Source organism: Paenibacillus sp. 32352 (assembly GCF_002042965.1).
Lineage (GTDB): Bacteria > Bacillota > Bacilli > Paenibacillales > NBRC-103111 > Paenibacillus_S > Paenibacillus_S vulneris.
In genome coordinates, this window is record NZ_MZNT01000001.1 from 452437 (window position 1) to 478917 (window position 26481).

General features: G+C 50.7%; 20 protein-coding genes and 1 riboswitch. Of the genes, 16 read left to right on the top strand and 4 right to left on the bottom strand.

All coding sequences use genetic code 11. The annotated features are described in order from the left end of the window. Nucleotides 1–60 precede the first annotated feature (60 nt). The 4 genes from B1728_RS02095 to B1728_RS02110 all read right to left on the bottom strand — a co-directional run bounded on the left by B1728_RS02095 (nt 61) and on the right by B1728_RS02110 (nt 3653). Nucleotides 61–1434, bottom strand: a complete 1374-nt coding sequence (locus B1728_RS02095; protein WP_079908509.1) for a YcdB/YcdC domain-containing protein — start codon at nt 1432–1434, stop codon at nt 61–63. 205 nt (nt 1435–1639) lie between these two features. Continuing rightward, on the bottom strand, nt 1640–2173 hold the full coding sequence (locus B1728_RS02100; RefSeq protein ID WP_079908510.1) for a DUF1572 family protein: 534 nt from the start codon (nt 2171–2173) through the stop codon (nt 1640–1642). Between the two features lie 104 nt (nt 2174–2277). Then, nucleotides 2278–2595, bottom strand: coding sequence for an SPW repeat domain-containing protein (locus tag B1728_RS02105; RefSeq protein ID WP_079908511.1), 318 nt, complete (start codon nt 2593–2595; stop codon nt 2278–2280). A gap of 170 nt (nt 2596–2765) precedes the next feature. Continuing rightward, complete coding sequence (locus tag B1728_RS02110) at nt 2766–3653, bottom strand: CAP domain-containing protein (protein WP_144027755.1); 888 nt, start codon at nt 3651–3653, stop codon at nt 2766–2768. 8 nt (nt 3654–3661) lie between these two features. Then, a riboswitch (cyclic di-AMP (ydaO/yuaA leader) is annotated at nt 3662–3796 on the bottom strand. Nucleotides 3797–4173: 377 nt separating this feature from the next. Between B1728_RS02110 and B1728_RS02115 the strand changes: the two genes are divergently transcribed. From B1728_RS02115 to B1728_RS36635, 16 genes are all read left to right on the top strand, one after another. Beyond that, the gene (locus B1728_RS02115; protein ID WP_079908512.1) at nt 4174–5766 is read left to right on the top strand and encodes a response regulator; all 1593 of its coding nucleotides are present in this window, start codon (nt 4174–4176) and stop codon (nt 5764–5766) included. Beyond that, nucleotides 5763–7541: a cache domain-containing sensor histidine kinase gene (locus B1728_RS02120; protein ID WP_079908513.1), complete on the top strand. Its 1779-nt coding sequence runs from the start codon at nt 5763–5765 to the stop codon at nt 7539–7541. The genes B1728_RS02115 and B1728_RS02120 overlap by 4 nt, the downstream gene beginning before the upstream one ends. A gap of 222 nt (nt 7542–7763) precedes the next feature. Continuing rightward, on the top strand, nt 7764–8624 hold the full coding sequence (locus B1728_RS02125; protein ID WP_377741466.1) for an ABC transporter permease: 861 nt from the start codon (nt 7764–7766) through the stop codon (nt 8622–8624). After that, nucleotides 8618–9478 (top strand): carbohydrate ABC transporter permease, encoded by an 861-nt coding sequence (locus B1728_RS02130; protein ID WP_079908515.1) that lies wholly within the window; start codon nt 8618–8620, stop codon nt 9476–9478. Before B1728_RS02125 ends, B1728_RS02130 begins: the two co-directional genes overlap by 7 nt. A gap of 22 nt (nt 9479–9500) precedes the next feature. Then, entirely contained in the window at nt 9501–11057 is a 1557-nt protein-coding gene (locus tag B1728_RS02135) for an extracellular solute-binding protein (RefSeq protein ID WP_079908516.1), read from the top strand. 71 nt (nt 11058–11128) lie between these two features. Further along, on the top strand, nt 11129–11959 hold the full coding sequence (locus tag B1728_RS02140) for a phytanoyl-CoA dioxygenase family protein (RefSeq protein ID WP_079908517.1): 831 nt from the start codon (nt 11129–11131) through the stop codon (nt 11957–11959). A gap of 180 nt (nt 11960–12139) precedes the next feature. Next, nucleotides 12140–12502 carry a Na-translocating system protein MpsC family protein gene (locus B1728_RS02145; RefSeq protein WP_079908518.1) on the top strand — a complete coding sequence of 121 codons (363 nt, stop codon included), beginning with the start codon at nt 12140–12142 and terminating at the stop codon, nt 12500–12502. A 163-nt stretch (nt 12503–12665) separates the two neighbouring features. Then, a complete protein-coding gene (locus B1728_RS02150) occupies nt 12666–15017 on the top strand; it encodes an FdhF/YdeP family oxidoreductase (protein WP_079908519.1) in 2352 nt (783 codons plus the stop codon). A 6-nt stretch (nt 15018–15023) separates the two neighbouring features. After that, nucleotides 15024–15824: a formate dehydrogenase accessory sulfurtransferase FdhD gene (gene fdhD / locus B1728_RS02155; RefSeq protein WP_079908520.1), complete on the top strand. Its 801-nt coding sequence runs from the start codon at nt 15024–15026 to the stop codon at nt 15822–15824. A 172-nt stretch (nt 15825–15996) separates the two neighbouring features. Further along, complete coding sequence (locus tag B1728_RS02160; protein WP_256865196.1) at nt 15997–17580, top strand: glycoside hydrolase family 28 protein; 1584 nt, start codon at nt 15997–15999, stop codon at nt 17578–17580. Nucleotides 17581–17759: 179 nt separating this feature from the next. Beyond that, nucleotides 17760–18536 (top strand): TIM barrel protein, encoded by a 777-nt coding sequence (locus tag B1728_RS02165; protein ID WP_079908521.1) that lies wholly within the window; start codon nt 17760–17762, stop codon nt 18534–18536. A 224-nt stretch (nt 18537–18760) separates the two neighbouring features. Beyond that, complete coding sequence (locus B1728_RS02170) at nt 18761–22597, top strand: response regulator (protein ID WP_079908522.1); 3837 nt, start codon at nt 18761–18763, stop codon at nt 22595–22597. A 92-nt stretch (nt 22598–22689) separates the two neighbouring features. Beyond that, entirely contained in the window at nt 22690–23382 is a 693-nt protein-coding gene (locus B1728_RS02175) for a response regulator transcription factor (protein ID WP_079908523.1), read from the top strand. Nucleotides 23383–23541: 159 nt separating this feature from the next. Continuing rightward, nucleotides 23542–23871, top strand: a complete 330-nt coding sequence (locus B1728_RS02180; RefSeq protein ID WP_079908524.1) for a helix-turn-helix domain-containing protein — start codon at nt 23542–23544, stop codon at nt 23869–23871. A gap of 37 nt (nt 23872–23908) precedes the next feature. Further along, entirely contained in the window at nt 23909–26227 is a 2319-nt protein-coding gene (locus B1728_RS02185) for an EAL domain-containing protein (protein WP_079908525.1), read from the top strand. Beyond that, nucleotides 26206–26337 carry a hypothetical protein gene (locus B1728_RS36635; RefSeq protein WP_256865197.1) on the top strand — a complete coding sequence of 44 codons (132 nt, stop codon included), beginning with the start codon at nt 26206–26208 and terminating at the stop codon, nt 26335–26337. The genes B1728_RS02185 and B1728_RS36635 overlap by 22 nt, the downstream gene beginning before the upstream one ends. The last annotated feature ends 144 nt before the right edge of the window (nt 26338–26481 follow it).

The following is a 26481-nucleotide window of genomic DNA, read 5'->3' on the forward strand; positions in this document are numbered from 1 at the left end:
CCAGTGCTTGGATCAATGCCCTTACCCGATAAATGGGGCGTCAGTACATTTGGCGGCGGCTCAATAAGTTAAATGGACCCGTTCCCCTGTGACGGCATCGCAAATCGAATCGAAATGCGTCAGTGTGTAGACAAGACACGCTTTAACGGTCTCTTCGGGCGAATGCCTGTCAGCCAGCCGGTAGGACAGCCTGGCCTCGATATGAGGAAATAGCAGCTCCCATGCGGTTTCGGCTACAATCTTAGGCTCACAGCACCCGAGATTGCTTCTTGCTTCTTTATCCGCGTCGCCGCGGCTGGCCTGGAACAGCTTCAAGGCATCCATGACATGAGAGATATTCCAGGTGTCCCGGTCTATAATCAGTCCGATCTTGCCGCCCATGATAGGAATCCCGTGAAGGAAGCGCTGCATCTCGATCTTGATTTGATTTCCCTGCATGCTCTCTACAATTCGGCCGTCCGATTTATGAATAAAAGCGAACTGCCAGGGCTCCTCCGAAACGGATTGCTTGAGATAAGATACGGCGATGTCCAGAGCGCGGGCGGCTTCTTCCTCCGATACAGGCGGGTAGAAGGGATGCGGCGCCGCCAGATCCACGTCCGTGACATGCTCCTCCAGCTTTAACTCATCATAATGTGCCTCGGAAAAGACGGGCTTACGCACGATATGAACCGTTTGATTGCGCTCCGGCAAAGACGTATCCAAATCGATAATTTCGATAAAATCGCTTTTATCCGTATAAACCAACTCCCCCGTTACAGCATCAAATACATCATGCCTGCATAGATAGAAGGGATGATCCGAGGGATGAAACAAATTCAAATAGCAGAGCGTCAGCTGGTCTGGCCCTAGCTGCTCCTTGAATATATCCATAGGGATGTATTCGCTGCTGCCCGCAAATTCGCAATCGTCCCATACGCACCAGTAATGAAGCAGCTCGAAGGAACGGTTCAATGTGATATGAAGAGCCTGCTGAGTGCTAACCGGAATCCCGTTATGCTGCCTGCCATAGACGAAATCATAGCGTTTTTGTCCAATTACCGTCTTATTGCGCAGAACCAGTTCCTCGGGGTTGATTCTTGCATCCAGCTTGCGGATCCATTGAAGCACATGGGGATAGACGGCTTCATATTGAGCATCGCTGAGCTCTTCTTTCGGTTCCTTATTGCTTTCTCTATCGTCATGGCGGTAAAAAGCAACCAGCTGGCCGGTCAGGGCATCCAGCTCGGCCCGAATCGTGTGCGGGTTCACGAGCATATTGTCGTCCAGCCTCGGTTCGCCTTGCTTGTTCCACTCGAGCTCTACCTTATAGTAGGGGGCTTGTTCAGGCGAAGAATTGCGAAAAATGCCGCTGGAAACCAATTCGTGCGTATCGGGGATAGAAATCTGCTCACGAAGCTTCGCAATAGCCTGCTGAACGGTAAGTAGTTTCATTTTGGGCAGCTCTCCTTTTTCTTATTATGTTACATACGGCCTTTTTATTGCATGGTTGCCGAATATAGAAAAAAGCCGCAAATCCCTTGGAATTTGCAGCTTTTACAGCAATTATTTTGATGGACCTGACCGGCTTTCAATTCCGATAATCCCGGCATGTACCGGAATCAGCCTAGAAGCCAAAGGCCAGGCTTATAGGAGCTTTTCACGGCTTGAAGGCTTTGGATTGTCCGCGGGCAGTGCTGAGCGTCTGCCAATGCTCACTGCTCAAGTGCTTGGCTAAAAATACGATTTGGCCGACATGATACCCGTAGTGGGATACTTGACGCTGGATCGCTTTGATGACTGTATGGGCTTCGCCGCGAATGGCAACCTGGCGCAGCAGATCGTCCGGCTTTAGCCCGGAAAGCGCATCGAATAATACGCTCCAGCCCTGCTCCCACAGCGCCATCAGCGCAGGACGATCCAAGCCTTTGGGCTCGAATTCGCCGTCCCGGTCTCTTGTAGGCTTTTCCCCGTCGGAAGTCAAGAAATCCGTCCAGCGGGACAGCATATTGCCGTGCATATGAAGAATCATCACTTCAAGAGAGTTCGATTCCTTATCAAGGAGGCAGTGAAATTGGGAATCATCCACTTGCTTCATCGCTTTGTCGGCCAATTGCTTCATGCTTTGAAACGCTTCAATGCTTTCTTGCAGAAAAACCTCGTTTACTGATGGACTTTGCTCCGATTGCGCCATACTCCTCATCTCCTACATTCGAATAGATGCCTATTCTTACGATATACGAAGCGGGGACGATTGTATATCAGAATGTTTTTATAAGGAGTATAACGGAAATTTATTTATTCTTCATTCATCGTATAATAATTCAGCATGACGCTTGTAATGCCAAGTACGACGTAGATGACATATTCCCCCAGGCCCGTTAAGTAAGCGAAGGGAAAAATAACAAACCAAATGCCGGCCAACAGCGAAATCCAATTCAGCCATGAATTCCAGCCCGATGCTTTGAAAATGAAAGCCAGAAGCGACGCGATGAATTGAAGGGAACCAAAGACAACACTGGTGATAACGGCGCTTTCGTGAGTCAAATCAATCCAATGAGGGCCAAAGACAAACAAGAGACCAATCAACGCAGCCAACAAATTTTTAACCGCCATGATTACACCTCCCGAAAATTGAGATAAGCCATCAACACCTCATAAGGGGTCTATTCTATGTATATGCAAGCGGTTTCAAAATGGTTCGGCGCTTGGCAAAAAAAAGATCTCTATGTACGGCAAAGCCCCCGGTGCATGAAGCGCCGAGGGCTGTGAAATCCTAAGAAATATTAGTTCGCGATAAATTCTTGTACCCATTCGCCGTTGTAGTAAGCAACACCGATTTTGGTGTAGTTAGGGCTCATGATGTTTTGACGGTGACCAGCGCTGTTCATCCAAGCGTTCATAACCTCTTCAGGGTTACGTTGGCCTTTGGCGATGTTTTCACCTGCATAGGTGTAGCTGATTCCGTATTGCTTCATCATGTCAAACGGAGAACCGTACGTTGGGGAAGTATGGTCAAAGTAGTTGTTGCTGTACATGTCCTTAGCTTTATCCATGGCCATATTCGCCAATTTGCTGTCGGAAGTCAATGCAGGAAGACCTGCTTTGGCACGCTCTTGGTTCACCAAAGTAACGACTTGGTCCGCGAAGGCGGATTGAGAATCCGTTACAGCTTCTTGGGAACCGCTGTTATTTTCTGTTCCGCTGCCATTGTTCGTAGTGCCGTTCTCGGTAGTTCCGCTGCCATTATCGGTAGTTCCGCTGTTATCTGCAGTACCGCTACCGTTATCGGAGCCGTTATCTACAGTGCCGGAACCGGAGCCGGAGTCCGTATTGCCGGTAGTACCTTGGTCCTGACCTTGACCAGGGTTGCAATTAAAGTTCATGTTAGGGAAGTTTTTCCAGATGATTCCTGCCAGCCCTTGGTTATTACCGGAGCCAATCGTTTGCCATTTTCCTTCTTGACCTTTCAACAAGGAATTCAAATCAATATTTCCTAGATTCTGACCTTGGCCTTGCAGCAAGGAATTCAGATCGATTCCGTACTGTTGAGTGATTTGAGACAAATCGCCAGCAGACACAGTATTCGCCGGTGCGGCGGAAACGGCGCTAACGCCGATGATTGGGCTAAGGGCCAGTACACCTGTCAATACAACTTTCTTGAAACGGTTCAACAACAAAATCCTCTCCTTTTCGCGGCCTGCGAGGTTAGCTGACGGATTCGGGTCAAAGAGCAAGCACCCTGCCGCAAGACGCGGCTTCACCCCATGGAATGGGTCCCCCGTGCTTTCATAGAAAGCTTCGGCCTGATAGTTTTGTTTGTTTGCTCATGCCCGGTTCGTTGTGCATCCTGCCGGGCTCTCTTGAGCCACTTCATTGTAGCACGTGCCTATACAGATTTCACGGCACAAAGTCTTCCAACATTGGGCGATAGAAACAACAGCAGCTTCCTTACGATTGAAGAAAGCCGCTTTGTTTTTATACTGAAGGCCAAAGCAGACAGGCCGCATCTATTAGAAAAAATAGAACTGATATCTTCGAATTTGTCCTGCTTTAATACGTGAAATGAAAGAGTTGCGAAGCTCAACAGCATTTTATACTTTTTTACAAGATTACTGTATAGGTGCTCCGAAATCGATATGCTATGATGAGATCACTATTGGATTGTAAGCGTCTTCTTGGGAGGGATAGCGGATGCATCCATCGCAATTGTTAACCGTGTTAGTGGTAGACGATGAACTGCCGTTAAGAGAGGAGCTTCGGCTCTTTCCATGGCACAACAGCCTCGCCGAGCTTGTAGGGGAAGCGGAAAACGGTGAAGAAGCAATGGAGCTGTGCCGTAAGCTCAGACCCGATGTGGTGATTACAGATATTACGATGCCCGTTATGGATGGTATGGACTTATTTCGGCGGATCAAGCAGGAGTTTCCGCTGACGCAGGTTGTGCTCTTGACCTGTCATAGTGATTTTGCCTATGCCAAGGAAGCATTGAAGCTGGGGGCTTTAGAATATTTGATCAAAGTATCCCTGCTGGATACGGAACTGGAGCATGTGCTGAATAAAGCCCGTGAAGCTATTCAGCGGGAGTACAATTATAGGCGCAATGAAATAGACAGGCAGCGCTGGGAGCTGACAAGACTGTTAAGCAGCACAGGCAAAGAACCAAAACGGGTGGAAGCGATAGATGCCATTTTAAAAAGCTGGGGCGTCTTATGGCCAATAAGGATTATCCGTCTGCATGTCAGTGTCCGGCCGCAGGAGGAAATGTTCGCCCATCATGAGCTCCAGTCTTTGTTAAGTGAGCGGGAGCTTACCGATGACCGTGACAATCCGTGCTGGCGTTGGATAACGCTTGGACCGACGGATTATATATGGATCCAGCGGGCTGCCCCAGAAACAGGGACGACCATACTGCTCTCAACCAGGCAGTGGCTGGAGCGGCTTCAATCCGCCATCGATGTGCGGGCCTCTTATTTAAGTGAAGCCGTAAGCCTCTATGCCGTCATTGGGCCTAGCATTTCATCCGCGGTAGACTTGCTGTCTGCCATTGAGCTTACCAAGCTGCCAGCCGCGGCTGTTTTCTATGATACAGGGGGGGCTGTTTATGAAATGTCAGCGGCTTCAGGAACGATCCGGCCATCAATCAGCCGATCGGCTGTAGATGGAACCCTATCCAATGCGTTAAATTTTGAAATGCTGACTGAGCTTATGAGACAGACAGCGGCCGATAAGGCGCTGTTAATCGAATTTTGCCAGGGACGGCTAACGGAATGGGTGAATCAAGTAAGGCCTGAGCCCGCTGGCTTAAAGTCGTGGCTGATCTCCAACCGGAAAGAATGGATGGGGGAGCGAGATAACGCTCAACAACAGGAGCTTATCCAGAAGCTGCAAGCATCAAGAACGGCTTCGGAGCTCCTGTCGATGGTCATTCGGGAGGTGGAAAACCGGGGGAAGCTGAAGTATCGCAAAGAAGTGGCACAAGCGATACAGCTCATCTCCAATCATATCGCAGAACCGATTACATTAACGTGGGCAGCGGAACGGGTAGGGCTCAGTTCCTTTTACTTAAGCAGATTATTCCGTGAAGAGGTAGGCGAGTCGTTCAATGAATATGTGACGATGAAGCGAATCGACAAAGCCATTCATCTGTTACAAACAACAAGCCTGAAAGTATACGAGGTTGCCGAGCAAGTGGGGATTCCGAGCTACCGCTATTTTTCTGTACTTTTCCGCAGCCGGACTGGCGTTTCTCCAACGGAATATAAGAAAGGCGGTGCCGGGGAATGAAACGATTGTTGAAATGGTTTCGAAGCAGAAGCATAGCGACGAAGCATTCGTTGTTTCTTTTTAGCGGCACCCTGGTGCTGTTCGGGCTGCTGGCTTGGAACAGTTTACACGATGCGGAGCAGCTGTTCCGGAAGCAGGTGCTGTCCGACGCGCAGGTGATAATTGACCGCACGAACCTTTATATGGACGCCTATCTGGACAATGTTCAAAACATTCTTCTCCTGCTTTCGGCACGGGAGGATCTATTCGAACCAGGGCAAGAGGAGGAGGCAGTCAATGTACTGCGCACCTATGCAGCTAATAACAGCACACTGTACAAAACCTTATATTTCGTACGTTCAGACGGTAAAGTGCTGTCCAACACCCAGGTTTATTACGATATTATCGGCAATCCGCATCTTGCTCAGCTCTACGAGCAAGCCCGTAAAAATTACGGCGTCATGATCAGCGAGCCGTATGAATCTCCGTTATCAGGCAAGACGGTCGCCTTCCTATTTCCTATTAGGTCCAAAGCAGGCGATCAATTGAAAGGGATGGCTGTCGTGGAAGTGGATTTAGTGAGGCTAACGACCATGCTATTACAGCTCATGAGCTCCAAGAATCAAACCTTTACGATTATTACGAATAAAAATCACGTGGTCAATACATACGATACGAGCTGGCCGATGTTTTATTATGATCTGCTGCCGTACAATACGAAGGTTTTTCCGCCGGATCTGAACAGCGATTTTATCGAGCAGGTAGGGGATTTGCCTGTAGGTGTGACAGAAATAGACGGAGCAAGAAGTAAGCTTGTCGCTGTCAAGTCAGGGATGAATAAGCTTGGCTGGTACTTTGTTTCTTTTATCGAAGACCGTTATTTTTATCAAAACATCATTAGTTTATACAACAACTATAGGACGGCTGCAGCGGTATGGATTCTGCTGTTGCTGATAAGCTCCTATATCATGAGCCGCTATATTACTTATCCGGTGCGTATGCTCGTAGCCAAAATGGACCGTGTCCGCGATATTGAGGTGCTGCCGAGCATATCCGTTCAACGGGAGGATGAGATCGGGCGGCTGGCCAAGAGTTATAACGCGATGATGGAGCGGATCCATGGGCTGCTGATAGAGACAAAGGAAATGGAGCAGCGCAAGAAACAGTACGAGCTTAAGATGCTGCAAAGCCAGATTGCGCCGCATTTCTTATATAATACACTGGCTTGCATAAGCAGCTTGGCCAAGCAGCAAAAAACCGATGCCGTGCGGGAGACGATTCGTTCTTTGGTCGGCTTATTGTCGTTCAGCTTCGACAAGAGCAGTGAATTCGTGTCGCTGGAAGAAGAGCTGGAAGGACTCCGGATGTATGCTCACATTCAAACGGTACGTTACGGGGATAAGTTTACCTTTCAAATGCAGATCGCTCCTGAGACGCTGTCTTGCAGCATCTTAAAGCTGACCCTGCAGCCTTTAATGGAAAATGCCATCTTCCATGGCTTAGCTCCGCGAAAGGTCCAGGGGATGATCCGAATCCGCACGGAACTGCGGCGCGGACGGCTTATTGTTTATCTTCGCGACAATGGGGTGGGGATGGACTCCGATCAGTTGGAGAATGTATTCTCCGAACGCAAAAAGGCGCCCAGCAAGCACCGCTTTACCGGCATCGGCATCATGAATGTGCAGGAGCGGATCCAGCTTCATTTCGGGGGACAATTTGGGCTGCGTATCGCCAGCTTGCCTGACGTAGGCACCTTGATTCGGATTGAAATTCCGGCTTATATACATACCAATTAAAGCGTTTGCAAGAATTGAGACAGTTTCGCAGGATCACTGTATAGAACCTCTGAGAACAGGTCGGTATACTTAATTTTGTAGAAGAAAACGCATACAAAATGAAGAGGAGGTGATCTTGTGGAGCGGCAGCTTTCGATAAAAGACGTACAGATGATAAAGCAAAAGGAACAGGGGCTGAAGCTGCTTCGCCGAAGGATATGGGGGTTTCGGGCTTTTTATATCATGCTGCTGCCGGGGGTCCTGTATTACATTGTATTCCGCTATTTTCCGATGTACGGCGTTATTATCGCCTTCAAGGATTTCAATATGCTGGAGGGGATTGTCGGCAGTTCATGGGCGGATCCGTGGTACAAACATTTTCAAACGTTTTTCAACTCGCCATACTTTTCTCAGCTTTTGCTGAACACGACACTCATCAGCCTGTATAAGCTGGTTTTCGGAACGGTACCCCCGATTCTCATGGCGCTGTTACTTAACGAATGCCGGGTGCGCTGGTTCAGGACTGTCGTTCAAACGTTGACGTACATGCCGCATTTTTTATCCTGGGTCATCATTTATGGGGTACTGATTGCTTTATTCTCGCAAAACTCGGGTCTCGTCAACCGCTGGCTAGTGGAATCGGGAGGCAGCTCGATCGGGTTCTTGACCTCTACGGATTATTTCCGGACGATACTGGTCGGCTCTGAAATATGGAAGGACCTTGGCTGGGGAGCCATCATTTATTTGGCGGCGATGACGGCGATCGATCCGACGCTGTATGAAGCTGCAAGAGTGGACGGTGCCGGCAGGCTGAGGATGATATGGCATATTACGATTCCAGGGATTCGCAACGTTATCGTGCTTCTGCTTATTTTAAAGCTCGGTACCATTCTGGATGCAGGCTTCGACCAAATTTATATTTTGTATAACATTCAAGTGTATCAGGTTGCGGATATTTTGGATACCTGGGTGTTCAGAACCGGGCTGCAGCAGCTGAACTTTAGCTTGGGTGCCGCCGTAGGGCTCTTCAAGTCCGTGATCGGCATGATCCTGGTTATCGGCTCCAATCAGCTGTCCAAGAAATGGGGGGAAGGGATATGGTAAAAAGCTTCGAGGATCGCTTCATCAATGTACTGGTGTACATGGTGCTTGGCTTGGCGGGCGCGGCAGCCATATTTCCCCTCATGTATGTTTTCTCGGTATCGATCACCCCTTTTTCAGAGGTGCTTAAGAACGGGGGATTCATTTTACTCCCCAAGTCGGCGACGTTTACCGCCTATGAGAAGCTGCTGACCGAGTCCGCTATTCCTCGCGCATTCTGGGTGACGGTGTACATTACCATAGTAGGAACGGTGATTAATCTTGCGCTGACCATTTTGATGGCTTATCCGCTTAGCCGCAAAATGCTGCCCGGCCGTCAAGTCTTCCTGCTGCTTGTCGTATTCACGATGCTTTTCAGCGGAGGGCTGATCCCGACCTACCTGGTTGTTAAATCGCTAGGCCTGCTGGATTCGGTATGGTCTATGATTTTGCCCAATGCGGTATGGAGCTTCAATGTGCTTATTATGAAAAGCTTCTTTGAAAACCTGCCTGAGGAGCTATTCGAATCGGCCCGGATGGACGGAGCGAAGGAATTTCGCATTCTGATGCAGATGGTTGTCCCGTTATCGGTTCCTTCACTGCTTACGGTTGGCTTGTTTTACATGGTAGGGCATTGGAATGAATTCTTTCAAGCAATCATGTATGTCACCGACCGCACATTGTTCCCCCTTCAAGTCATTATCCGCGAGCTGTTGATGCTCACGCAGCAACCGCTTGAAAATGCGGAGAACATGCTGCCTACCGAAACGATGCAGATGGCGTCGGTCGTTATGGCGAGCTTACCTATTATTATCATATATCCTTTTATTCAAAAGCACTTTACCAAAGGCATGCTGCTCGGTTCCGTCAAAGGTTAATCAAAGATAAAGGAAGAAGGGGATGGCATTGACCAAAACAAGTAAGGCGCTCATTGTTTCCGCAAGTATGATGATTGTCGGCGGCAGCGTTCTGGCTGGATGTAACAGCGGATCTACGGCGAAGCCCGCACAGCAGGCGGCAGGTAAGGATACGCCCGCAGCGGCTTCCTCGGGGAAGCCGGTCAAGCTGGATATTATCGAGAATGCGAATGGCCTGCCTGCTCCCGATCAGGACATCATTAAGCAGGAGCTGGATAAAGTGCTCGGAACGGATCTGAATTTGACGGTATACGCGTCCGGGGACGATTATAAGAATCAGCTCAATGTCCGAATGGCCTCCGCTAATTTCCCCGATTTGTTCATGGTAGACCGTCAGCAGCTGAAGCAGTTTTCCGATCAAGGCCTGCTGCTTGACCTGACGCCGTATATGGATTCGAAGCTGAAGACAGTCAAAGACTTTATAGGGGCGGAAAGCCTGAAAAAAGGGACGATGAACGGCAAAGTATATGCCGTCTCCAAAACGCCGCAAATCCCTTACGATACGTATTTTATCCGTAAGGATTGGCTCGATAAGCTTGGTATGCAGATCCCGAAGACGACCGATGAGCTGTTCGAGGCTGCCAAAGCATTCGTGGAGAAAGACCCGGACGGCAACGGCAAAAAGGACACGATTGGGATCACTGGCGGTAAATTCGGAGCATTCAATACGATCTTCGGCGCTTATGGAATCGGGTTCTCCGAAAATGTCCCGAGCCTCTACGTGAAAGACAATAAGCTGATCAATTCGCTGTACGACCCTGCTATGAAGGATGCTCTTACGTTCATTAATAAGCTGACGGCATCGGGTGCGGTAGATCCCGAGCTGATGGCGAATTCCGGGCTGCAGCACCAGCAAAAGGCGATCAAAGGGCAGGCGGGGATCATTTATATTGACTGGCCGAATATGACGAAGGATCAGTTCGTAGATCAGATTAAAGCGGTGAATCCGAATGCGAACTGGGTTCAGGTCGATGCGGTGAAAGGGCCTGGAGGCCAGTTGGCCAGCTCATGGGATATCGGGAAAACGGCGGGATTGTTCGCCATACCCAAGACGCTGGAGAAAAATCCGGAGAAGCTGCAGAAGGTATTCGATTTGCTTAATTATGTATCTACCAAGGATACAGGATCTTTGCTCGTGCAATATGGCGTTAAAGGCAAGCATTACAACATGGAGGGCTCGAAGGTCATTCCAACGGATTTGATGAACAAGGAAGGCGGGTACTTCTGGTTGTATCAGTTCACCGGACGGCCGGAAATGGAATATTTGCAGGTCAAGTTCGCCAAGCAGGCTCCTTTTATCGAGTTTGCCAACAAGCAGCCGCGAATTCAGGCGCTGAACGGCTTCGTCGATTATCCGAACGGCTATAATGCCGCAGACGCGAACCGGTATATTGAAGAAGAGCTGGCGAAGTTTATCTATGGCAAACGACCGCTTAGCGAGTATGACAGCTTCCTCAAAACGCTCGAAACGTCGATGAATTATAAAGCCTATATGGATGCGGCACAGAAGCAGCTTAAGGATCTCGGGTATTTAAAATAGCTATTGGACTGTATGAGGCGGGAGCCCCGCGGCTCCCTTTCGCAATGATAATAAAAGAGGAGTGTTATTCCATGACTTCGTCGTCCTTAGATTTGCAAGCCCTTGTGAACCAATTCCAGGATCAGGGCTATCTGGTGCTGCGCAATGTGTTGACACCGGAGAAGGTCGAGCGGTTAAATGCGGCCATTGATGGAATCATTGCGCAAGAACCGGAGGCCCTTGCTTATAACATCTATAATAGTGTCGAGCGTCACGAAGAAATCGCATCCTTGATCGACGAGCCGACTTTGCTTCCGCTCATGGTTCAATTGCTGGGCCCTAATCTTCAACTGCATATTTCGCATTTGACCATCCGCAAGCCGAATCCGCAGGATGAGAAAACAGCATCGCAAAGCTTTATTAACTGGCATCAGGATGGCCCGCATCCCCAGTTTCCCAAAATCAATGGGGTTACGTCCACCTACTATATTAAAACATGCTATATCCTAAGCGATATGTCCGAGCCTAATCGCGGTAACACCAAGATCATCCCGGGCTCTCATAATCGGCCGTTTCAGCCGGTTTCGCAAAATGTGGACGATATGCTTCAGGAGGAAGTCCAAATCTGCGGCAATCCCGGCGATGTGTTTATTTTTCCGCAAAATTTGTGGCATGCCGGTGCGCCTAACCGTTCCGGCTTTACACGGAGACAGCTGTTTCTAGGCTACAGCCCGATTTGGATGCGACCCATTGATTATCGAACTGCATCGGAAAAACTCTTAAAGGATGCATCGCCAATCCGCAAGCAGCTGCTGGGTGTGATTGATGATAATCCGTTCAAATATTACGTTCCGGACGAATCCATGATCCCTTTAAAGCAGCAATTCAGGGGCGATTCCGGAAAGAGCGAGTATGCTCAGTAATCGTTTCAGGAAGAGCTCTCGTATAGAAGGTAAGAACTCCATTAGGAATCGAAATAGATGAAATGCGGAATCGGCTTCATGCGCTGTAATGGCGGGGAGGCCGATTTTGTATTGGGATTGAACAAAGCCGGCCTCCGTGATAAAATTTGGTTGAAGATAAGTAAATGAGGTTATCCATGTATGAACAAAACCGAAGCGGAATTCAGCAATTTAGTGAAAGCGTTTCGAAAACGCCATATGGGCAAAGGCCCCCGCGAAATCCGCACGACCTTCTGCAAGCATTGGGCGATCTGCGAGATGGACGGCAACCTTTCACCGGTTGAGAAATTTATTGCTTCCGGCACCGACGGCAAGCAGGCTCTGCGGACCGCCCGAACGGAGATGGTGAAGGAAATGTACAAGAACCATCCGCCGGTAGAGATGGAGCAGCTGCTTGGGGCTAAATTTGTGGAGCTGTTCGTCGACATTGATCTGGAAAAAGACTTTGGCATGTCCATTTTCGTTTTTGATCAGGATATTCAAAGCAAATTTGCCGAGAAATAATTTCATATTGTGCCGTTGGCACTTGGCAGCGTACCTGCTTAAGACTAACCGCCGCAGTAGACACTTCTTTTTTTATGAGATGTAAAAAGAGAAGCTGTTTGCTGCGGTTTTTTCATTGCCGGCTCATAGGCTGCAAATAACAAGATCATAGGTGGGAATCCATATGGGAACAACGAAGCATAACGGTCCGATTCGGCTGCCGAAGCGGCCGGATCCCAAGCTGTGGGTCAGCAAGGCCCCGTTCGGGCTTGGACAGGTAAAGCCGCATCATATTAAGGAGACTATGAAGATTGCGTGGGAGAACCGCGATCAGCTGCCTTATGCCTATCGCATTTTAACTCAGGGTGTGTGCGATGGCTGCGCTTTGGGGGTATCCGGTTTATACGACCGAACGCTTGAAGGGCCGCATCTGTGCACAACAAGGCTGAATGTACTGCGGCTAAATACGATGCCGGCCATTCGTCCGGAGGTGCTGCATCAGGATATCAGAGAGCTGGAGAAGCTCGACAGCACGGCGCTGCGCAAGCTCGGCCGCATCCCTTATCCCCTGATCCGCCGCAAAGGAGAGACCCGATTCTCCCGAATATCCTGGGATGAGGCGCTAGATACGATTGCCGGCAAAATCAGGGAGATCGACCCTAAGCAGCTGGCGTTTTATTTGACGGCACGAGGGATTACGAACGAATGCTATTATGCGGCAGCCAAGGTAGCCCGTCTGCTGGGTACGAACAACATTGACAATGCGTCCAGAATATGTCACTCCCCGTCCAAAACGGCTTTGAAGCGGTCCGTTGGGATAGGGGCATCCAGCTGCAACTACAAGGATTGGATCGGCACGGATGTACTGGTGTTTTGGGGCAGTGTGGCGGCGAATAATCAGCCGGTCTCGACCAAATATATGTATGCTGCCAAACGAAAAGGCACGAAAATTATCGTGATCAATCCTTACTACGAGCCTTCCATGGAGCAGTACTGGATTCCGTCTATCCCGGAATCGGCGCTGTTTGGCACGAAGCTGGCCGATGACTTTTACCAGGTGAACATCGGCGGGGACATCGCCTTTATGAACGGCGTGATGAAGCATTGGTTCGAGATGGAGGAAGCGCAGCCGGGCAGCGCAATCGACCATGCCTTTGTCCGCGAGCATACGAAGGGGTACGACGAGCTGAGGGCGCATGTAATGAAGCAGGACTGGGCTCTGCTGGAGAAGTCCTCTGGCCTGAGCCGGGAACGAATGCTCGAGTTCGCCCGGCTGCTGTCCGGCGCCCGTTCGGCGGTATTCGTCTGGAGTATGGGGCTGACCCAGCACCGGTTCGGAACGGATAATATATCACAGGTTGCGAATTTGGCTCTGCTCCGCGGGTTTCTCGGCAGAGAACACTGCGGCTTGATGCCGATTCGCGGTCATAGCGGCGTGCAAGGCTCCGGGGAGATGGGGGCAGACCCGTTCAGCTTGCCGGGCGGTGATTACAAAGCAGGGGACGTAGAGCGTATCGAACGTCTGTGGGGCTTCGAGCTGCCAAAGTGGCAGGGGGATATCGTGGGCGTTTCGTTGGAGAATGCGCTTCTGCCGGAGGATCACGAACGTAGACTCAAAGTATTCTACACGTCCGGCGGTAATTTCCTGGAGACGATGCCGGACCCGGAGTTTATAAGGCGGTGCCTGGAGCAGATCGATATCCGCGTCCATCAGGATATCGTGCTGAATACGTCCACGCTCCCGGAGGCGCGTGAAGCGGTTATTGTGCTTCCGGCGATGACCCGGTACGAGCAGCCGGGAGGAGGCACGTCCACCTCAACGGAACGGATGGTCTATTTCTCTCCCGAGATCGACGGGCCGAGAATAGGAGAAGCGCGCGCCGAATGGGCGATCTATGCCGAGCTTGCGGCCCGGGTGGACCCGCAGCACCAGCAGAAGGTGGGCTTTGCCACAGCGCAGCAGATCCGGGAGGAGATCGCCAGGGCGGTGCCCTACTATGACGGCATCCAGCATCTGGCGAACCGGGGGGACGTCTTCCAATGGGGCGGAGCCTGGCTGTGCGAGGACGGGATTTGTCCGACGCCGGACGGCCGCGGGCAGCTGATCCCGATTGAGCTGCCGGAGCTTCGCAAGCCCGAAGGGCATTTCATGGTGACGACACGCCGCGGCAAGCAGTTTAATTCGATGATCTATAGCGAGACGGATCCGTTCAACAACGCAGACCGCTATGATGTGCTTATGAACGAGGAGGACGCCGGAAGTATCGGCCTGCGGGCAGGAGACGCCGTCGTGGTCTATAACCGCCATGGGCTGATGCACGGGCGATGCAAGCCGGTACCCATCCGGAGGGGTAATATCGAGGTACATTGGCCTGAGGGCAACAGCCTGATCCCCAAAGGGGTCTATGAGCCTCATGCAGGGATACCGGAATACAATATTGCGGCCGTGGTCGAGAAAGCGGAGACGTATCATGCCTTTAAGGATACCCGGTATGTGGAGAAACGGATTGCGGAGCTGGAGACGGAAATGGAGTGACGGAGCATGGAGAAATCGGTGACGGCGGGCTGGAAGATATTGAAGTATGATGGAGGCCGGCTGCAGGAGCGGGAGGACGAGGTGGCTGCGGAGTATCCTCTGACGGTCAGGGTGGACGGCGAGGAATTCGCAACGATCGTCTGCTCTCCCTCCGACCTGGACGATATGGTTGTCGGATTTCTGGCTTCCGAAGGGATGATCCGGTCGGTGGAGGAGATCCGCAGGCTGTCCTTGGACGCGGACCGCGGCTTTGCCGATGTGGAGCTTGCAGCTCCCCATAATACGGGCAAGGATTGGTACAACAAACGATTTATCGGCTCCTGCTGCGGCAAAAGCCGTCAGTTTTATTTCCATAACGATGCCAGAACGGCCAAAACGATAACTTCCCGAATGATCATCACGGCGAAGCAATGTCTTGCATTAATGCGCGAGCTTCAGCAATGCTCCTCCGACTTTCGCAGCACGGGCGGGGTCCATAATGCGGCGCTTGCCAGCACGGAGGAGCTGTTGGTCGTCCGCTCCGACATCGGGCGGCACAACGCCTTGGATAAAATTTACGGTCACTGCCTGCAGCACCGAATTCCTCTGAAAGGCAAGGTGCTCGTGTTCAGCGGACGCGTCTCGTCTGAGGTACTGCTGAAGACCGCCAAGATCGGGGTGGGCGTTCTGTTATCCAAATCGGCTCCGACGCAGCTTGCCCTTCAGCTCGCGGATGATCTGGGGATTACGGTGGTCGGCTTCATCCGCGGCGATTCTTTTAATGTTTATACGCATCACGAAAGGCTGGAGCGGCCGGAACCCCAGTAGCCGCATGGCTTGCTGAGAATCGGTCAAAAGCCCGATAACGGCCCGGTTTTTGCTCTAATTTGGATAAATACTGAGATAGAGATTATTGTGGATAGCGGTATCCGTTGCTATGATATACCGGAATGAAAGAGGCATTGCTCTGTAATTACATTGTATTAGGAGGAAAACTGCATTGAACAAGTTTGCAAATTCAGCCGTTGGCAGCGATGGTAAAGCGCCGTTTGACATGCCTGAAATTGCGCTTCCGAATATACCGGAACGAAGCGTAACCATCACCGATTTCGGAGCCTGCGGAGATGGTGTGACTATGAATACGGCAGCGATCGCAGCCGCGATAGAGGCCTGCGCTGCTGCGGGCGGAGGAACGGTTATCATTCCTTCCGGAGTATGGCTGACAGGGCCGATCGTCCTGAAGAGCCGGATTCGTTTACATACGGAGAACGGGGCTGTCATTCGCTTCAGCCCGAACTATTCCGATTACCCGCTGATCGAATCGAATTTTGAAGGGTTGCCGTCGGTTCGCTGCATGTCTCCGTTGTACGGAGAGCAGCTGGAGGATATCGCGATTACCGGTCACGGAATCTTCGACGGCTCGGGGGATGCCTGGCGTCCGGTAAAACGCTTCAAGATGACGGACATGCAATGGAAGAAGCTGCTTGCCTCTGGCGGAGCGGTGGACGCGGACGGCGAGATTTGGTGGCCGACGGAAGCCGCCATGAAAGGGGCCGCGACAGTCGAAGCGCTGCGTAAGCAGGGATCAACGTCCATCCAGGATTACGAGCCTGTGAAATCCTATCTGCGCCCGGTGCTGCTCAGCCTGCGCAGCTGCAGCCGCATCCTGCTGGACGGGCCGACGTTTCAGAATTCGCCCGGATGGTGCTTGCATCCATGGGTAAGCGAGCACATCACAATCCGCAATATCACGGTTCGCAACCCGTGGTATTCGCAGAACGGCGACGGCCTGGATCTGGAATCATGCCGCTATGCGGAGGTTACTCATTCCGTCTTTGATGTCGGCGATGATGCCATCTGCATCAAATCGGGTAAAAACGAGGAGGGCCGCAAGCTGGGCAAGCCTTGCGAATATGTTGTAGTTCGCGACTGCACCGTGTACCACGGTCACGGCGGATTCGTTATCGGCAGTGAAATGTCAGGGGGCGTACGCAACCTGCTCGTCTCGAACTGCTCGTTCATCGGAACGGATGTCGGGCTCCGCTTCAAGAGCACCCGGGGCCGCGGAGGAACGGTAGAGCAAATCTATATTCGCAATATCCGGATGAAGGATATCGCCCGTGAAGCGATTACCTTCAATATGTACTATGAAGTCAAGGGAGATCCCGATGCCCGTGCAGAAATCAATGAAGGCACGCCTCAATTCCGCGACATCTTCATTGAGGATACGGTCTGCGCGGGTGCAGAGATCGGCATTCATCTGAAAGGCCTGCCGGAGATGCCGATTCGCTCCATCCATCTGAATCGGGTATCCATCGAAGCGAAGCAGGCGATCGAGTGTACGAATGCCGAGAACATTTCGATGCGGGAATTGACCGTCGTACCGGAGAACGGGCCGGTCGTCCGCGTTCACAACAGCCGGAATTTGCAGCTTGAGCAAGTCGTGTCCAAGGGCCGCCACGATGTATTCCTGCACGTTACGGGAGAAGGCTCAGAGCAAATCCGCTGCACTCAAATACCGTCCCTTACGCAAGACTCCGTCGTGCGCGGAGCTGAAGTGAAGGAAGACGCCGTACAGCTGTAACCCTAATCATAATCATAATCGTAAGCCTTCAGTTCCTATTCGGGATTGAAGGCTTATTCTTGTTTCGATGCCGCGATAGCCTGATCGAAAGGAATAAAGCACGGCAAGAAGGAAAACGGGAGGCACAGGAAGAAGTATCGGGGATAAGGCATGCTAACCAAGGGAGATGAAATAAGAAGATGAGACGTCATGAAGGTGAGGTTTATTTCGGCACGATACTTCTTGAACGAAATCGCTGGGCTGCAGGCAAGGAGCCTTCCTATCTTGTCAGCGAGTGGATAGAGCGCCTGAAGCAGGACGGGTTTGACGGTTTGGAATTGTGGGAGAATCATGCGGCTTTATGCGGCGGAGCCGAGCTGGAACGGCTGGCCTCATCCGCGATGCCCGTATCGGTCTATAATTCGTATGTATCGTTCGAGGACGGGGCGGAGGAAGAGCGTCGGCAGGCTGCGCAGCTTATCGCCAAGCTGGGCGCCCAAGCGGTCAAGTTCAATTTCGGACGCGAGCAGGGCATGCTGGACACGTATATCCGCAACTGGAATGAATGGGTCCAGCTGCTTCCCGAGCCATGCCGTCTATTGTGCGAGTGTCATCCGAATACCGTGATGGAGGAGCCGCGGGCGGCGGCAGCGGCGATGAAGGCTATGGATCGCTGTGAGGCGATCATCCATCCGTTCCATTGCCTGGGGCCGCTGGAGGACTGGTTCGAGCATTTGGGCCCGGCGATTACTCACGCGCATGTTCAATACCGTTATGGAGGCCAAACCTTCCGGCGGTTAAGCTCCAATCCGGAAGAAATCGCCGTGAAGCTAGAGCTTATGAAGAAGGCCGGCTTTCAGGGCTCCTACACATTGGAATTCGTCGAGGGCACAGGACCGGGAGAAGAGCGCGAGAAGCTGTATCAAGCCGCTTTGGATGATCTTCTTACGCTTAAAAGCTGGATCTCGGCCTGCTAAGCCTCTAAGCCTCGTTTTGCGTACTGGACCTCGCGCCCCCGGCGGGAGGTCCGGTCCTCTCTATTTCCCCCGCGATTTGCCTTACCCCCATTAGAAAAAGTTACCGAATTTGTTGTCGAAAATCGCTTGCGGCTGTAGGATAAAACGCGGGGCAGGGTTATAATGAAACTATCATAGAATCCATACCATACATTCAAAATATACTGTCACACGAAGGGGGAGCTATGAGGGCGTCGCTGAGGGTACGGATTAGCGTACTGTTTCTCCTTATTACTAGCATTTCGTTATCGTTGGTGGGCTGGAGCAATTACAATGCCGCCAAGATGACCATCTTTCAATCGCTCAAGGATAATTCCCGGGCCAAGGTCCAAACGCAAGCGCAAGACTTGACCACCTGGATATCGAACCGATTGGCTGAAGTGAAGGTGATCAGCCACAGCGATCTGATTCGGTTCGGCGAGGATAAGGATCGGCTGGACTATTTGCTGAGAGAGAGGGACCGCTCGACAGGGATGTTTACCTCTTTCGGCATCAGCGATGCGTCGGGGAAGCTGAGGATGATCAGCGGGGAGACGCTGCATATTGCGGATGAGGCTACGTTTAACGAGGTTTTGCGAGGAAATGATATCGTATCCAATCCATTTGTTCGCAGTACGGATGGAAAGCTGATTATTACGATGCAGGTTCCTATTTTCGATAATGATTACAAAATTAAGGAAGTACTGGAAGCGGATCTTCCGACAGACAAGGTCTTCAACGGCTTCACAAATTATATGGTTGGGCCGTCCGACGTTACCGTGTTATTCGAGAGGGACGGTACGATCATTTACCATCCGGATCATAGCAAAATTTTACACTCCAACGTGCTGGATTCGGATTCTCCGTTTCAGCCGATTGTCCCTGAGCTTGTTCAGAACCGCCACGGCTTTGTCGAGACCGAGGTAAAGGGAGAGCCTGCTCTTATCTTCTATTCCGAGGTACCCGGGACCAAATGGTACATGGCGGTCTGCGTGCTGATGGAATCGTTTCAGAAGCCGCTGCAATCTCTTTTTTGGCGCACGGTCCTTAGCGTAATTTTTACAGAAATTATCCTTGGCATCATCATGTTCTACTTGCTGAACAAAATGGTTGCCCGTATTCGCCAAATATTGAACGTCACCGAAAATGTAGCCGGCGGCAATCTGAAGGTGAGTCCGGTTTTGTTCCGCTCCAAGGATGAGATCGGTGCACTGGCCCAATCGGTAAACGGGATGGTGGATAATCTCCGCAACCTGTTCGAAAGGTTAAATGCGATTATTAATCAGAATGATTACGCTATAATCGTTATTAATACGGATTACAAGATCACCTATTTTAACCGCAGAGCAGAGACGATACTGGGTTACAGCGCGGACGAGGTTATTTTTAAAGAGAGCGTATTTCTTTTGCATGACCGGCAAGAGCTGGAGGAACGCGCGAAGCGTCTGACCGAAGAGCTCGGAGTTTTGGTTAAGCCGGATATATCCGTGTTTTTGACCAAATCGCCCAGACATGATCCGAAGGATTACGAATGGACATATATTCATAAGAACGGGACCCGTTTTCCTGTTAATTTGAACGTGAGTCCCATGCGGGACCAGCATGGATCGGTGACCGGTTACGTCGGCATTGCGCACGATATTCGCTTGTACAAGCAGACCGAGGATACTCGCAACCGCTTGTTAAGCATCTTAGACGCGGCCAAAGACTTAATCGCTTCCATTGATACGCAAGGAAATATATTTTACATGAATCCGGCGGGGATGGAGATTATCGGCATTCCGCAGCTGGATGAGCGCACGAAGGAAGCCAGGCAGTATCTGGATAACGGCACCTTCCGAATTTATATCAGAGGGCTGCACCGGGTGCGCGATAAGGGGTATTGGGAAACGAAATCCGATATCGTCACGACGGACGGCCGGAAGGTACCTATGTCTCTTATTGTAGTAGCCCACAGGGATAAATCCCAAAGGGTCGTTTATTATTCCGTCATTGCCCGGGATATCTCGGAATACAACCGGATTTGGGCGGAAATGCTGCAGGCCAAACAGGAGGCCGATGACGCCAATGAAGCGAAAAGCCTATTCCTGGCCAGGATGAGCCATGAAATCCGTACGCCGTTAAACGGCATTATCGGATTCGCCCAGATTATGCTGAGAACGGAAATGAGTGCGGCTCAGAAAGAATACGGCCATAAAATTTTGGCCTCCTCCAACACGCTGCTTCGGATTGTGAATGACATCCTGGATTACTCCAAGGTGGAGGCAGGTAAGCTGGAATTGGAAAAGGTATGCTTCAATATACACGAAATCATACGCAATTTATCGGATATGATGAGCGTGCTTCTTGGAAAAGAGCCGATTGATATTATCATCGACACTCCGGAGGAGCTTCCGGATGCCCTGATGGGGGACCCGCTCCGGCTGGAGCAGGTTTTGCTTAACTTGTGCAGCAATGCCATTAAATTTACCAAGCAAGGTGTCATTACGATCACGCTGACCCTGCTGGAAGCGGACAGCAGAGGGATGTTTATCGCATTTTCTGTCGCTGATTCAGGGATAGGCATTCAAAAGGAGCATTTAAGCAAGCTGTTCGAGCCATTCTCCCAAGCGGACGGCTCAACCAGCAGGAAATATGGAGGAACCGGCCTCGGTCTGGTCATTTCCAAAAATCTCGTAGAAATGATGGGGGGCTCTATCTCCGTAACCAGCAAGGAAGGAGTAGGGAGCTGTTTTACGTTCACGCTGTACTTTGAGAGGGCTGCCTCGGCGAAGAATGAGAAGCTGGAGCTTACGGCCGGTCCATCTGCATACCGGATTCTTGTCGTAGAGGATAATCCCTTCATTCGAAGCAAGCTCAAGGAGCTGCTTGGTTCGCTTGCGCTCGAGGTTCTATGTGCCGCTTCATGGGCTGAAGGAGCCAGGCTGCTGGCCGCCTGCGGTAAGCATAACCCTGTTCATGCCGTTCTGCTCGATATGGAGGCCGAGGATATGTACGGTCCGGAGACCTGGCTTGAATGGAAGGAAACGGCTGAATCCGTCGATACCCGAACCATTGCGATGACCTCGATCTACGGCAGGGAAGAGCTGCTTCGGATGCAGGAACACGAGCGGCCCGACAATATTTTGGTAAAGCCTCTGAACCGGCTGGGACTATCGCAAGCGATCCGGTCTGTGCTTGAAGCACCGCCGGGTATCAAGGCTCCGGCGCCCGAGCCTGCCACGCAGCCGAGACCTCCTTCGGCTTGCCGCCGGGGACGAATCCTGCTTGCTGAAGATAATGAGATCAATCAGCAGGTGGCCGTTGAGCTGCTGCAGAGTGAAGGGTTCGAAGTGACGGTGGCGCGTGACGGCAGGGAAGCATTACATTATGCCGAGCAATTGAAATGGGACCTTCTGTTTATGGACATTCATATGCCCGAGATGGATGGATATGAGGCTGTTCGCAGGCTCAGGGCAGACCGCCGCTATGACGACCTTCCCATTATTGCCTTGACCGCCAGTGCGATGGCCAGGGAGCGGGAGCTATGCTTCGAATCCGGGATGAACGATATTCTGAGCAAGCCTATCGATGCGGAGGAATTGGCCCGAATGCTGGACAAATGGACGGGCGTACGGACGCAGGACGCAGGGGAGCACCCCGATGTTCCAGGGCCGGAAGAGACGAAAGCCGATGGTGAAAGGAACGGACAGCAGCAGCTCCCTGAGGTTCACGGCATGGATTTGGAGCGTGTACTGCACCGGTTGAACGGCAGGATGCCGATATTGATACATATCCTTAATCAATTTCAGATGGAATACCGCCATTTTACGGAGAAGCTGAGCGCCCAGCTGGAGAACGGACAGCTCGATAACGTACGGCGAAGCATCCATTCTCTGAAGGGAGTTGCCGGCAATTTGGCGGCGGATCAGCTATTCGAGCTCGCATCTGCCATGGATGCCAAGCTTGCGGAAGAAGCGGACAGCGATTGGGAGCAGGAGCTTGCAGGGCTCGAGCGGGAGCTTGCGGATATTCTGGCTTCCTTGAACGGCTGGAACGAGTAGGGAAAGAAATCCTAAAATGTAAGGAAAGTTTGAGCAAAAGATTTACAATTCAAAAAATTAACTTCATTTATCTTGCTAAAAGGTGAGCGTTCATGCACAAAGTATTTATTGTTGAAGATGACATTATTATCGGGGACATGCTTTCCATGTATTTATCCGAAGAAGGCTATACGGTTCACCGCACCGAGAGCGGAAAAGAGGCGCTGACGCTTTTGGAAGAGTTCGATCCTGATATTGTACTGCTCGACATGGTGCTGCCTGATATTAGCGGAATTCAATTGTGCGGAGAAGTCCGCAAAATATCGACGGTTCCCATTCTCGTCGTGTCCATGAAAACCGAGGTCATGGACCGGGTGAACGCGCTGCATGCCGGCGCCGACGATTATTTATGCAAGCCGTTCAGCATGAGGGAGCTGTCGGCTAAGGTAGCGGCAATGATCCGAAGAACGTATTACAATCATCAAATTAAAAATCCTGGAGCAGAGAGCGTCACATCAAACCAAATCTTTTTGAACTATGAGAAAAGATCGCTGTATGTGAACGGACAGCACGTCGATACGACGTTTTCCGAATTTGAAATTATGAAGCTGTTCGTAGCCAACCCCGGGAAGGTATACAGCAGGGAGGAGCTGATCAACGCGGTACGCGGATTTGACTCCTTCGTGAACGACCGTGCCATCGACGTGCATATCGGGAATTTACGCAAGAAAATAGAGCAGGATTCCAAGCAGCCGATGTTTATCAAAACCGTATGGGGGGTTGGATATAAATTTATGAATATGTAAAAAGCATAATGGCTTGCTAACATTAATCCATAAACTTTTTTTACAATTTTCGCTCATAATAGGAAGAATGGTGGATGATATTGCCATAATATGCGACTCTTTGTCATTTAATGTCGAACAACAAGATGAGTCATCAAAACAATGGGGGTCAAGTAATTCATGCTGGAAATCGTATCAACGAAATATGAAGGCAAATATTTGGACTATGTCAGGCAGACGATGCTTTCATTCGCAGAGAGAAATCATTTAACGCGCCGGGAAAGTGAAATCGCGGTTCTTTTGATGATCTACGGATATTCTAATCAGGAATTAGCTGATCATTGCTCCATTTCCGTGAAGACGGTCAAAAACCATTTGGACAATATTATGAAAAAGCTTGGCATTCACTCGACAAGAAAGCTGTATTCGATGCTGCTGCAGGCTTTTTGCTGTGAAGGCGGAATGGTGATGGCGGAGCAGGCCAGGCGATATGAAAGAATGAGCGGATAAATCATGGGATACCGATAAATAGAGAAGAGGGGGAGCGATGATGTCGAACACATATGAAACGTTAGAGAAAATAGCTATCAACGCTTCCGTGCTTTTAACGTTTATCTTTTTGTTCCATTGGTTGTACCCTCTTATTTCTAAGCTTTCTAAACGTTGGGTAAGCGCTATATTTGGCGTTTGGTTCGGTATGACGGGCCTTGCAGTCATGCTCGATCCACTATATATCGCCGATGGAGTGATTGTTGATTTCAGGACGGTCCTTGTGGCATTGGCCGGGACTTTCGGAGGCAGTATCTCCGGTATCCTCGCGATGCTCATCGTAGGAGGCTACAGGGCGTATTTAGGCGGCGCCGGAATCATCAGCGGAGTAGGCGGGATTGTAACGGCCATGGTGCTTGGCGTACTGATGAATCGATATGAGCCCAGGTTCAAAAAGCCTACGCTGGCTTATGCTGTGTTCGGGGTCATCATCGCGCTCGAAAGCGCCATATGGTTCCTTGTTTTACCTAAAGGGCTGGATCAGTACCTGATTCAGCATATTGCCATTTATATGATTATGACGTACCCGCTCGTAGTGATCATCATTCGTTACTTCATCACCCACGAAATCCGTAAGAAAGAGACGGAGGGCAAGCTGCTCGAAAGCGAGGAGCAGTATCGTACGCTTGTCGAGCATTCCAATGATCTGATTTTCCGCTGCGATCTGCGCGGAAATTTATTATCGGCGAACAAGAAGTTTATGGATGATTTGGGGATCGAAGCCAAGGAGCTGAAGGAGCAGTGGGTCTTTGACGTCCTTGGGTTCAGGGACGATCTGGCCCGCTGGCAGGAGCTGCTTACGGACACTGTTTACGGGAAACGTCCCGTTACCTTTGAGAAGGAAGTGGCTCACAAGGATGGCAGCACGCGATTGTATGTGACCACGCTGTCTCCGGTGCTCGGTGCGGACCAACAGGTGAAATCGATCACCGGGACATGCTATGACATCACGAGAATTAGAAATTCTGAGCGGCGCATCCTGCAATTATCCCTGTACGATGCACTAACCGAGCTGCCTAACCGCAGGCTGTTAATGGAGAAGCTGAATCAGGCGATAACCGTATCGCAGGAGCAGGGCACACGCTTGGCGGTCGTCGTAGCGGATCTGGATAATTTCAAGCTGATCAACGATACCCGAGGCTATGCTTTCGGCGACGAGCTGTTGAACCGGGTTGGGCAGCAGCTGCAGCGCCTTGTATCTCCCAAGGATACGCTGGCCAGAATAGGCGAGGACGAGTTCGTATTGCTGTTGGAGGGCTTTGATCAGCTGCATCATTTGCTCTCCCGCATTCAAACGATACAAGATGAATTCCAGTATCCTCAATTTATACGGAACGAACAGATTTATACGAAGATGAGTCTGGGAATAGCGCTGTATCCCGGTGATGGGGATAATGCGGAGGAGCTGATTAAAAACGCCGATACCGCTATGTATAACGTGAAGTCCGCGGGGAAAAACCATTACCGCTTCTACAATATGGAAATGAGGGAAGCGCTCCTGAAACGAGGAAGACTGGAAGAGGCGCTCCGCAAGGCGCTTATCCATAATGAATTGATCCTGCAATTCCAGCCGCAGAAGGATCTTCGTACGAACCGTATCCGGGGCTTTGAGGCGTTAATCCGCTGGGTGCATCCCCAGATGGGTACGGTATCGCCAATGGATTTTATTCCGGTAGCGGAACAAAGCGGAGCGATTATTCCTATCGGTGAATGGGTGATTCGCACGGCATGCGAGCGAAATAAGGTCATACAAAAAAATCATTTTCCGAACTCGATCATTTCGGTCAATATATCTGCCATTCAGCTTCAAAGGCCGGATTTTGCCCAAATGGTCATCGACATCCTGCTCGAAACCCGGCTTGCTCCCAAATATTTGGAGCTGGAAATTACGGAAAGCATCATGATGGAATCGTTCCAATCCGCGATTGGTAATCTGCAAACGCTTCGGGATTATGGAGTCAGCATTGCTTTGGATGACTTCGGTACAGGGTACTCCTCATTAAGCTACTTAAAACAGCTTCCGATCCGAACCTTGAAGATCGATAAATCCTTCATCAAGGATATCACCCGGGAGTCCGTGACAGATTCGCTTGTGGAATCCATCATTATTCTGGTCCACAGAATGGGGATGGAGGTTGTGGCAGAAGGGGTCGAGACTCAGGAACAGCTTGACTTTCTCCGTCAATGGGGGTGCGAGTATGTTCAGGGCTTCTTGATCAGCAAGCCGCTGTTCGAGCTGGAGATCCGGCAATTATCTGTTAATAAGCAGCCGGATACCCCGTCCTTTAAGGAAGCATGGGAACGTCCTCATGCCTGACACCGGCTGAATGGGGCAACGACAGCAAGGCCGCCATCGGCAGGGTGAAGGTAATGCGGCAGCAGCTGCGGCTGGACCGAAACGCTGCAGTTCTTCGATCGGTCGTATAACAAGAGTTGTACATTTTTTGGACTCCTTGATTTCAGCTGCATAGGCATAAAATGTACGGCAATAAAAGTAGAAAATGACGCGAAGCAACAAGATAGGTTCGGAAACGAAGCTGGTTTTCCATTACAATAAAAGCAGAAGTCCTT

Coding starts and splice junctions, on each gene's coding strand:
- B1728_RS02095 (WP_079908509.1), bottom strand. CDS start 1,434: ATGAAACTACTTACCGTTCAGCAGGCTATTGCGAAGCTTCGTGAGCAG.
- B1728_RS02100 (WP_079908510.1), bottom strand. CDS start 2,173: ATGGCGCAATCGGAGCAAAGTCCATCAGTAAACGAGGTTTTTCTGCAA.
- B1728_RS02105 (WP_079908511.1), bottom strand. CDS start 2,595: ATGGCGGTTAAAAATTTGTTGGCTGCGTTGATTGGTCTCTTGTTTGTC.
- B1728_RS02115 (WP_079908512.1), top strand. CDS start 4,174: ATGCATCCATCGCAATTGTTAACCGTGTTAGTGGTAGACGATGAACTG.
- B1728_RS02120 (WP_079908513.1), top strand. CDS start 5,763: ATGAAACGATTGTTGAAATGGTTTCGAAGCAGAAGCATAGCGACGAAG.
- B1728_RS02125 (WP_377741466.1), top strand. CDS start 7,764: ATGCTGCTGCCGGGGGTCCTGTATTACATTGTATTCCGCTATTTTCCG.
- B1728_RS02130 (WP_079908515.1), top strand. CDS start 8,618: ATGGTAAAAAGCTTCGAGGATCGCTTCATCAATGTACTGGTGTACATG.
- B1728_RS02135 (WP_079908516.1), top strand. CDS start 9,501: ATGGCATTGACCAAAACAAGTAAGGCGCTCATTGTTTCCGCAAGTATG.
- B1728_RS02140 (WP_079908517.1), top strand. CDS start 11,129: ATGACTTCGTCGTCCTTAGATTTGCAAGCCCTTGTGAACCAATTCCAG.
- B1728_RS02145 (WP_079908518.1), top strand. CDS start 12,140: ATGAACAAAACCGAAGCGGAATTCAGCAATTTAGTGAAAGCGTTTCGA.
- B1728_RS02150 (WP_079908519.1), top strand. CDS start 12,666: ATGGGAACAACGAAGCATAACGGTCCGATTCGGCTGCCGAAGCGGCCG.
- fdhD (WP_079908520.1), top strand. CDS start 15,024: ATGGAGAAATCGGTGACGGCGGGCTGGAAGATATTGAAGTATGATGGA.
- B1728_RS02165 (WP_079908521.1), top strand. CDS start 17,760: ATGAGACGTCATGAAGGTGAGGTTTATTTCGGCACGATACTTCTTGAA.
- B1728_RS02170 (WP_079908522.1), top strand. CDS start 18,761: ATGAGGGCGTCGCTGAGGGTACGGATTAGCGTACTGTTTCTCCTTATT.
- B1728_RS02175 (WP_079908523.1), top strand. CDS start 22,690: ATGCACAAAGTATTTATTGTTGAAGATGACATTATTATCGGGGACATG.
- B1728_RS02180 (WP_079908524.1), top strand. CDS start 23,542: ATGCTGGAAATCGTATCAACGAAATATGAAGGCAAATATTTGGACTAT.
- B1728_RS02185 (WP_079908525.1), top strand. CDS start 23,909: ATGATGTCGAACACATATGAAACGTTAGAGAAAATAGCTATCAACGCT.
- B1728_RS36635 (WP_256865197.1), top strand. CDS start 26,206: ATGGGAACGTCCTCATGCCTGACACCGGCTGAATGGGGCAACGACAGC.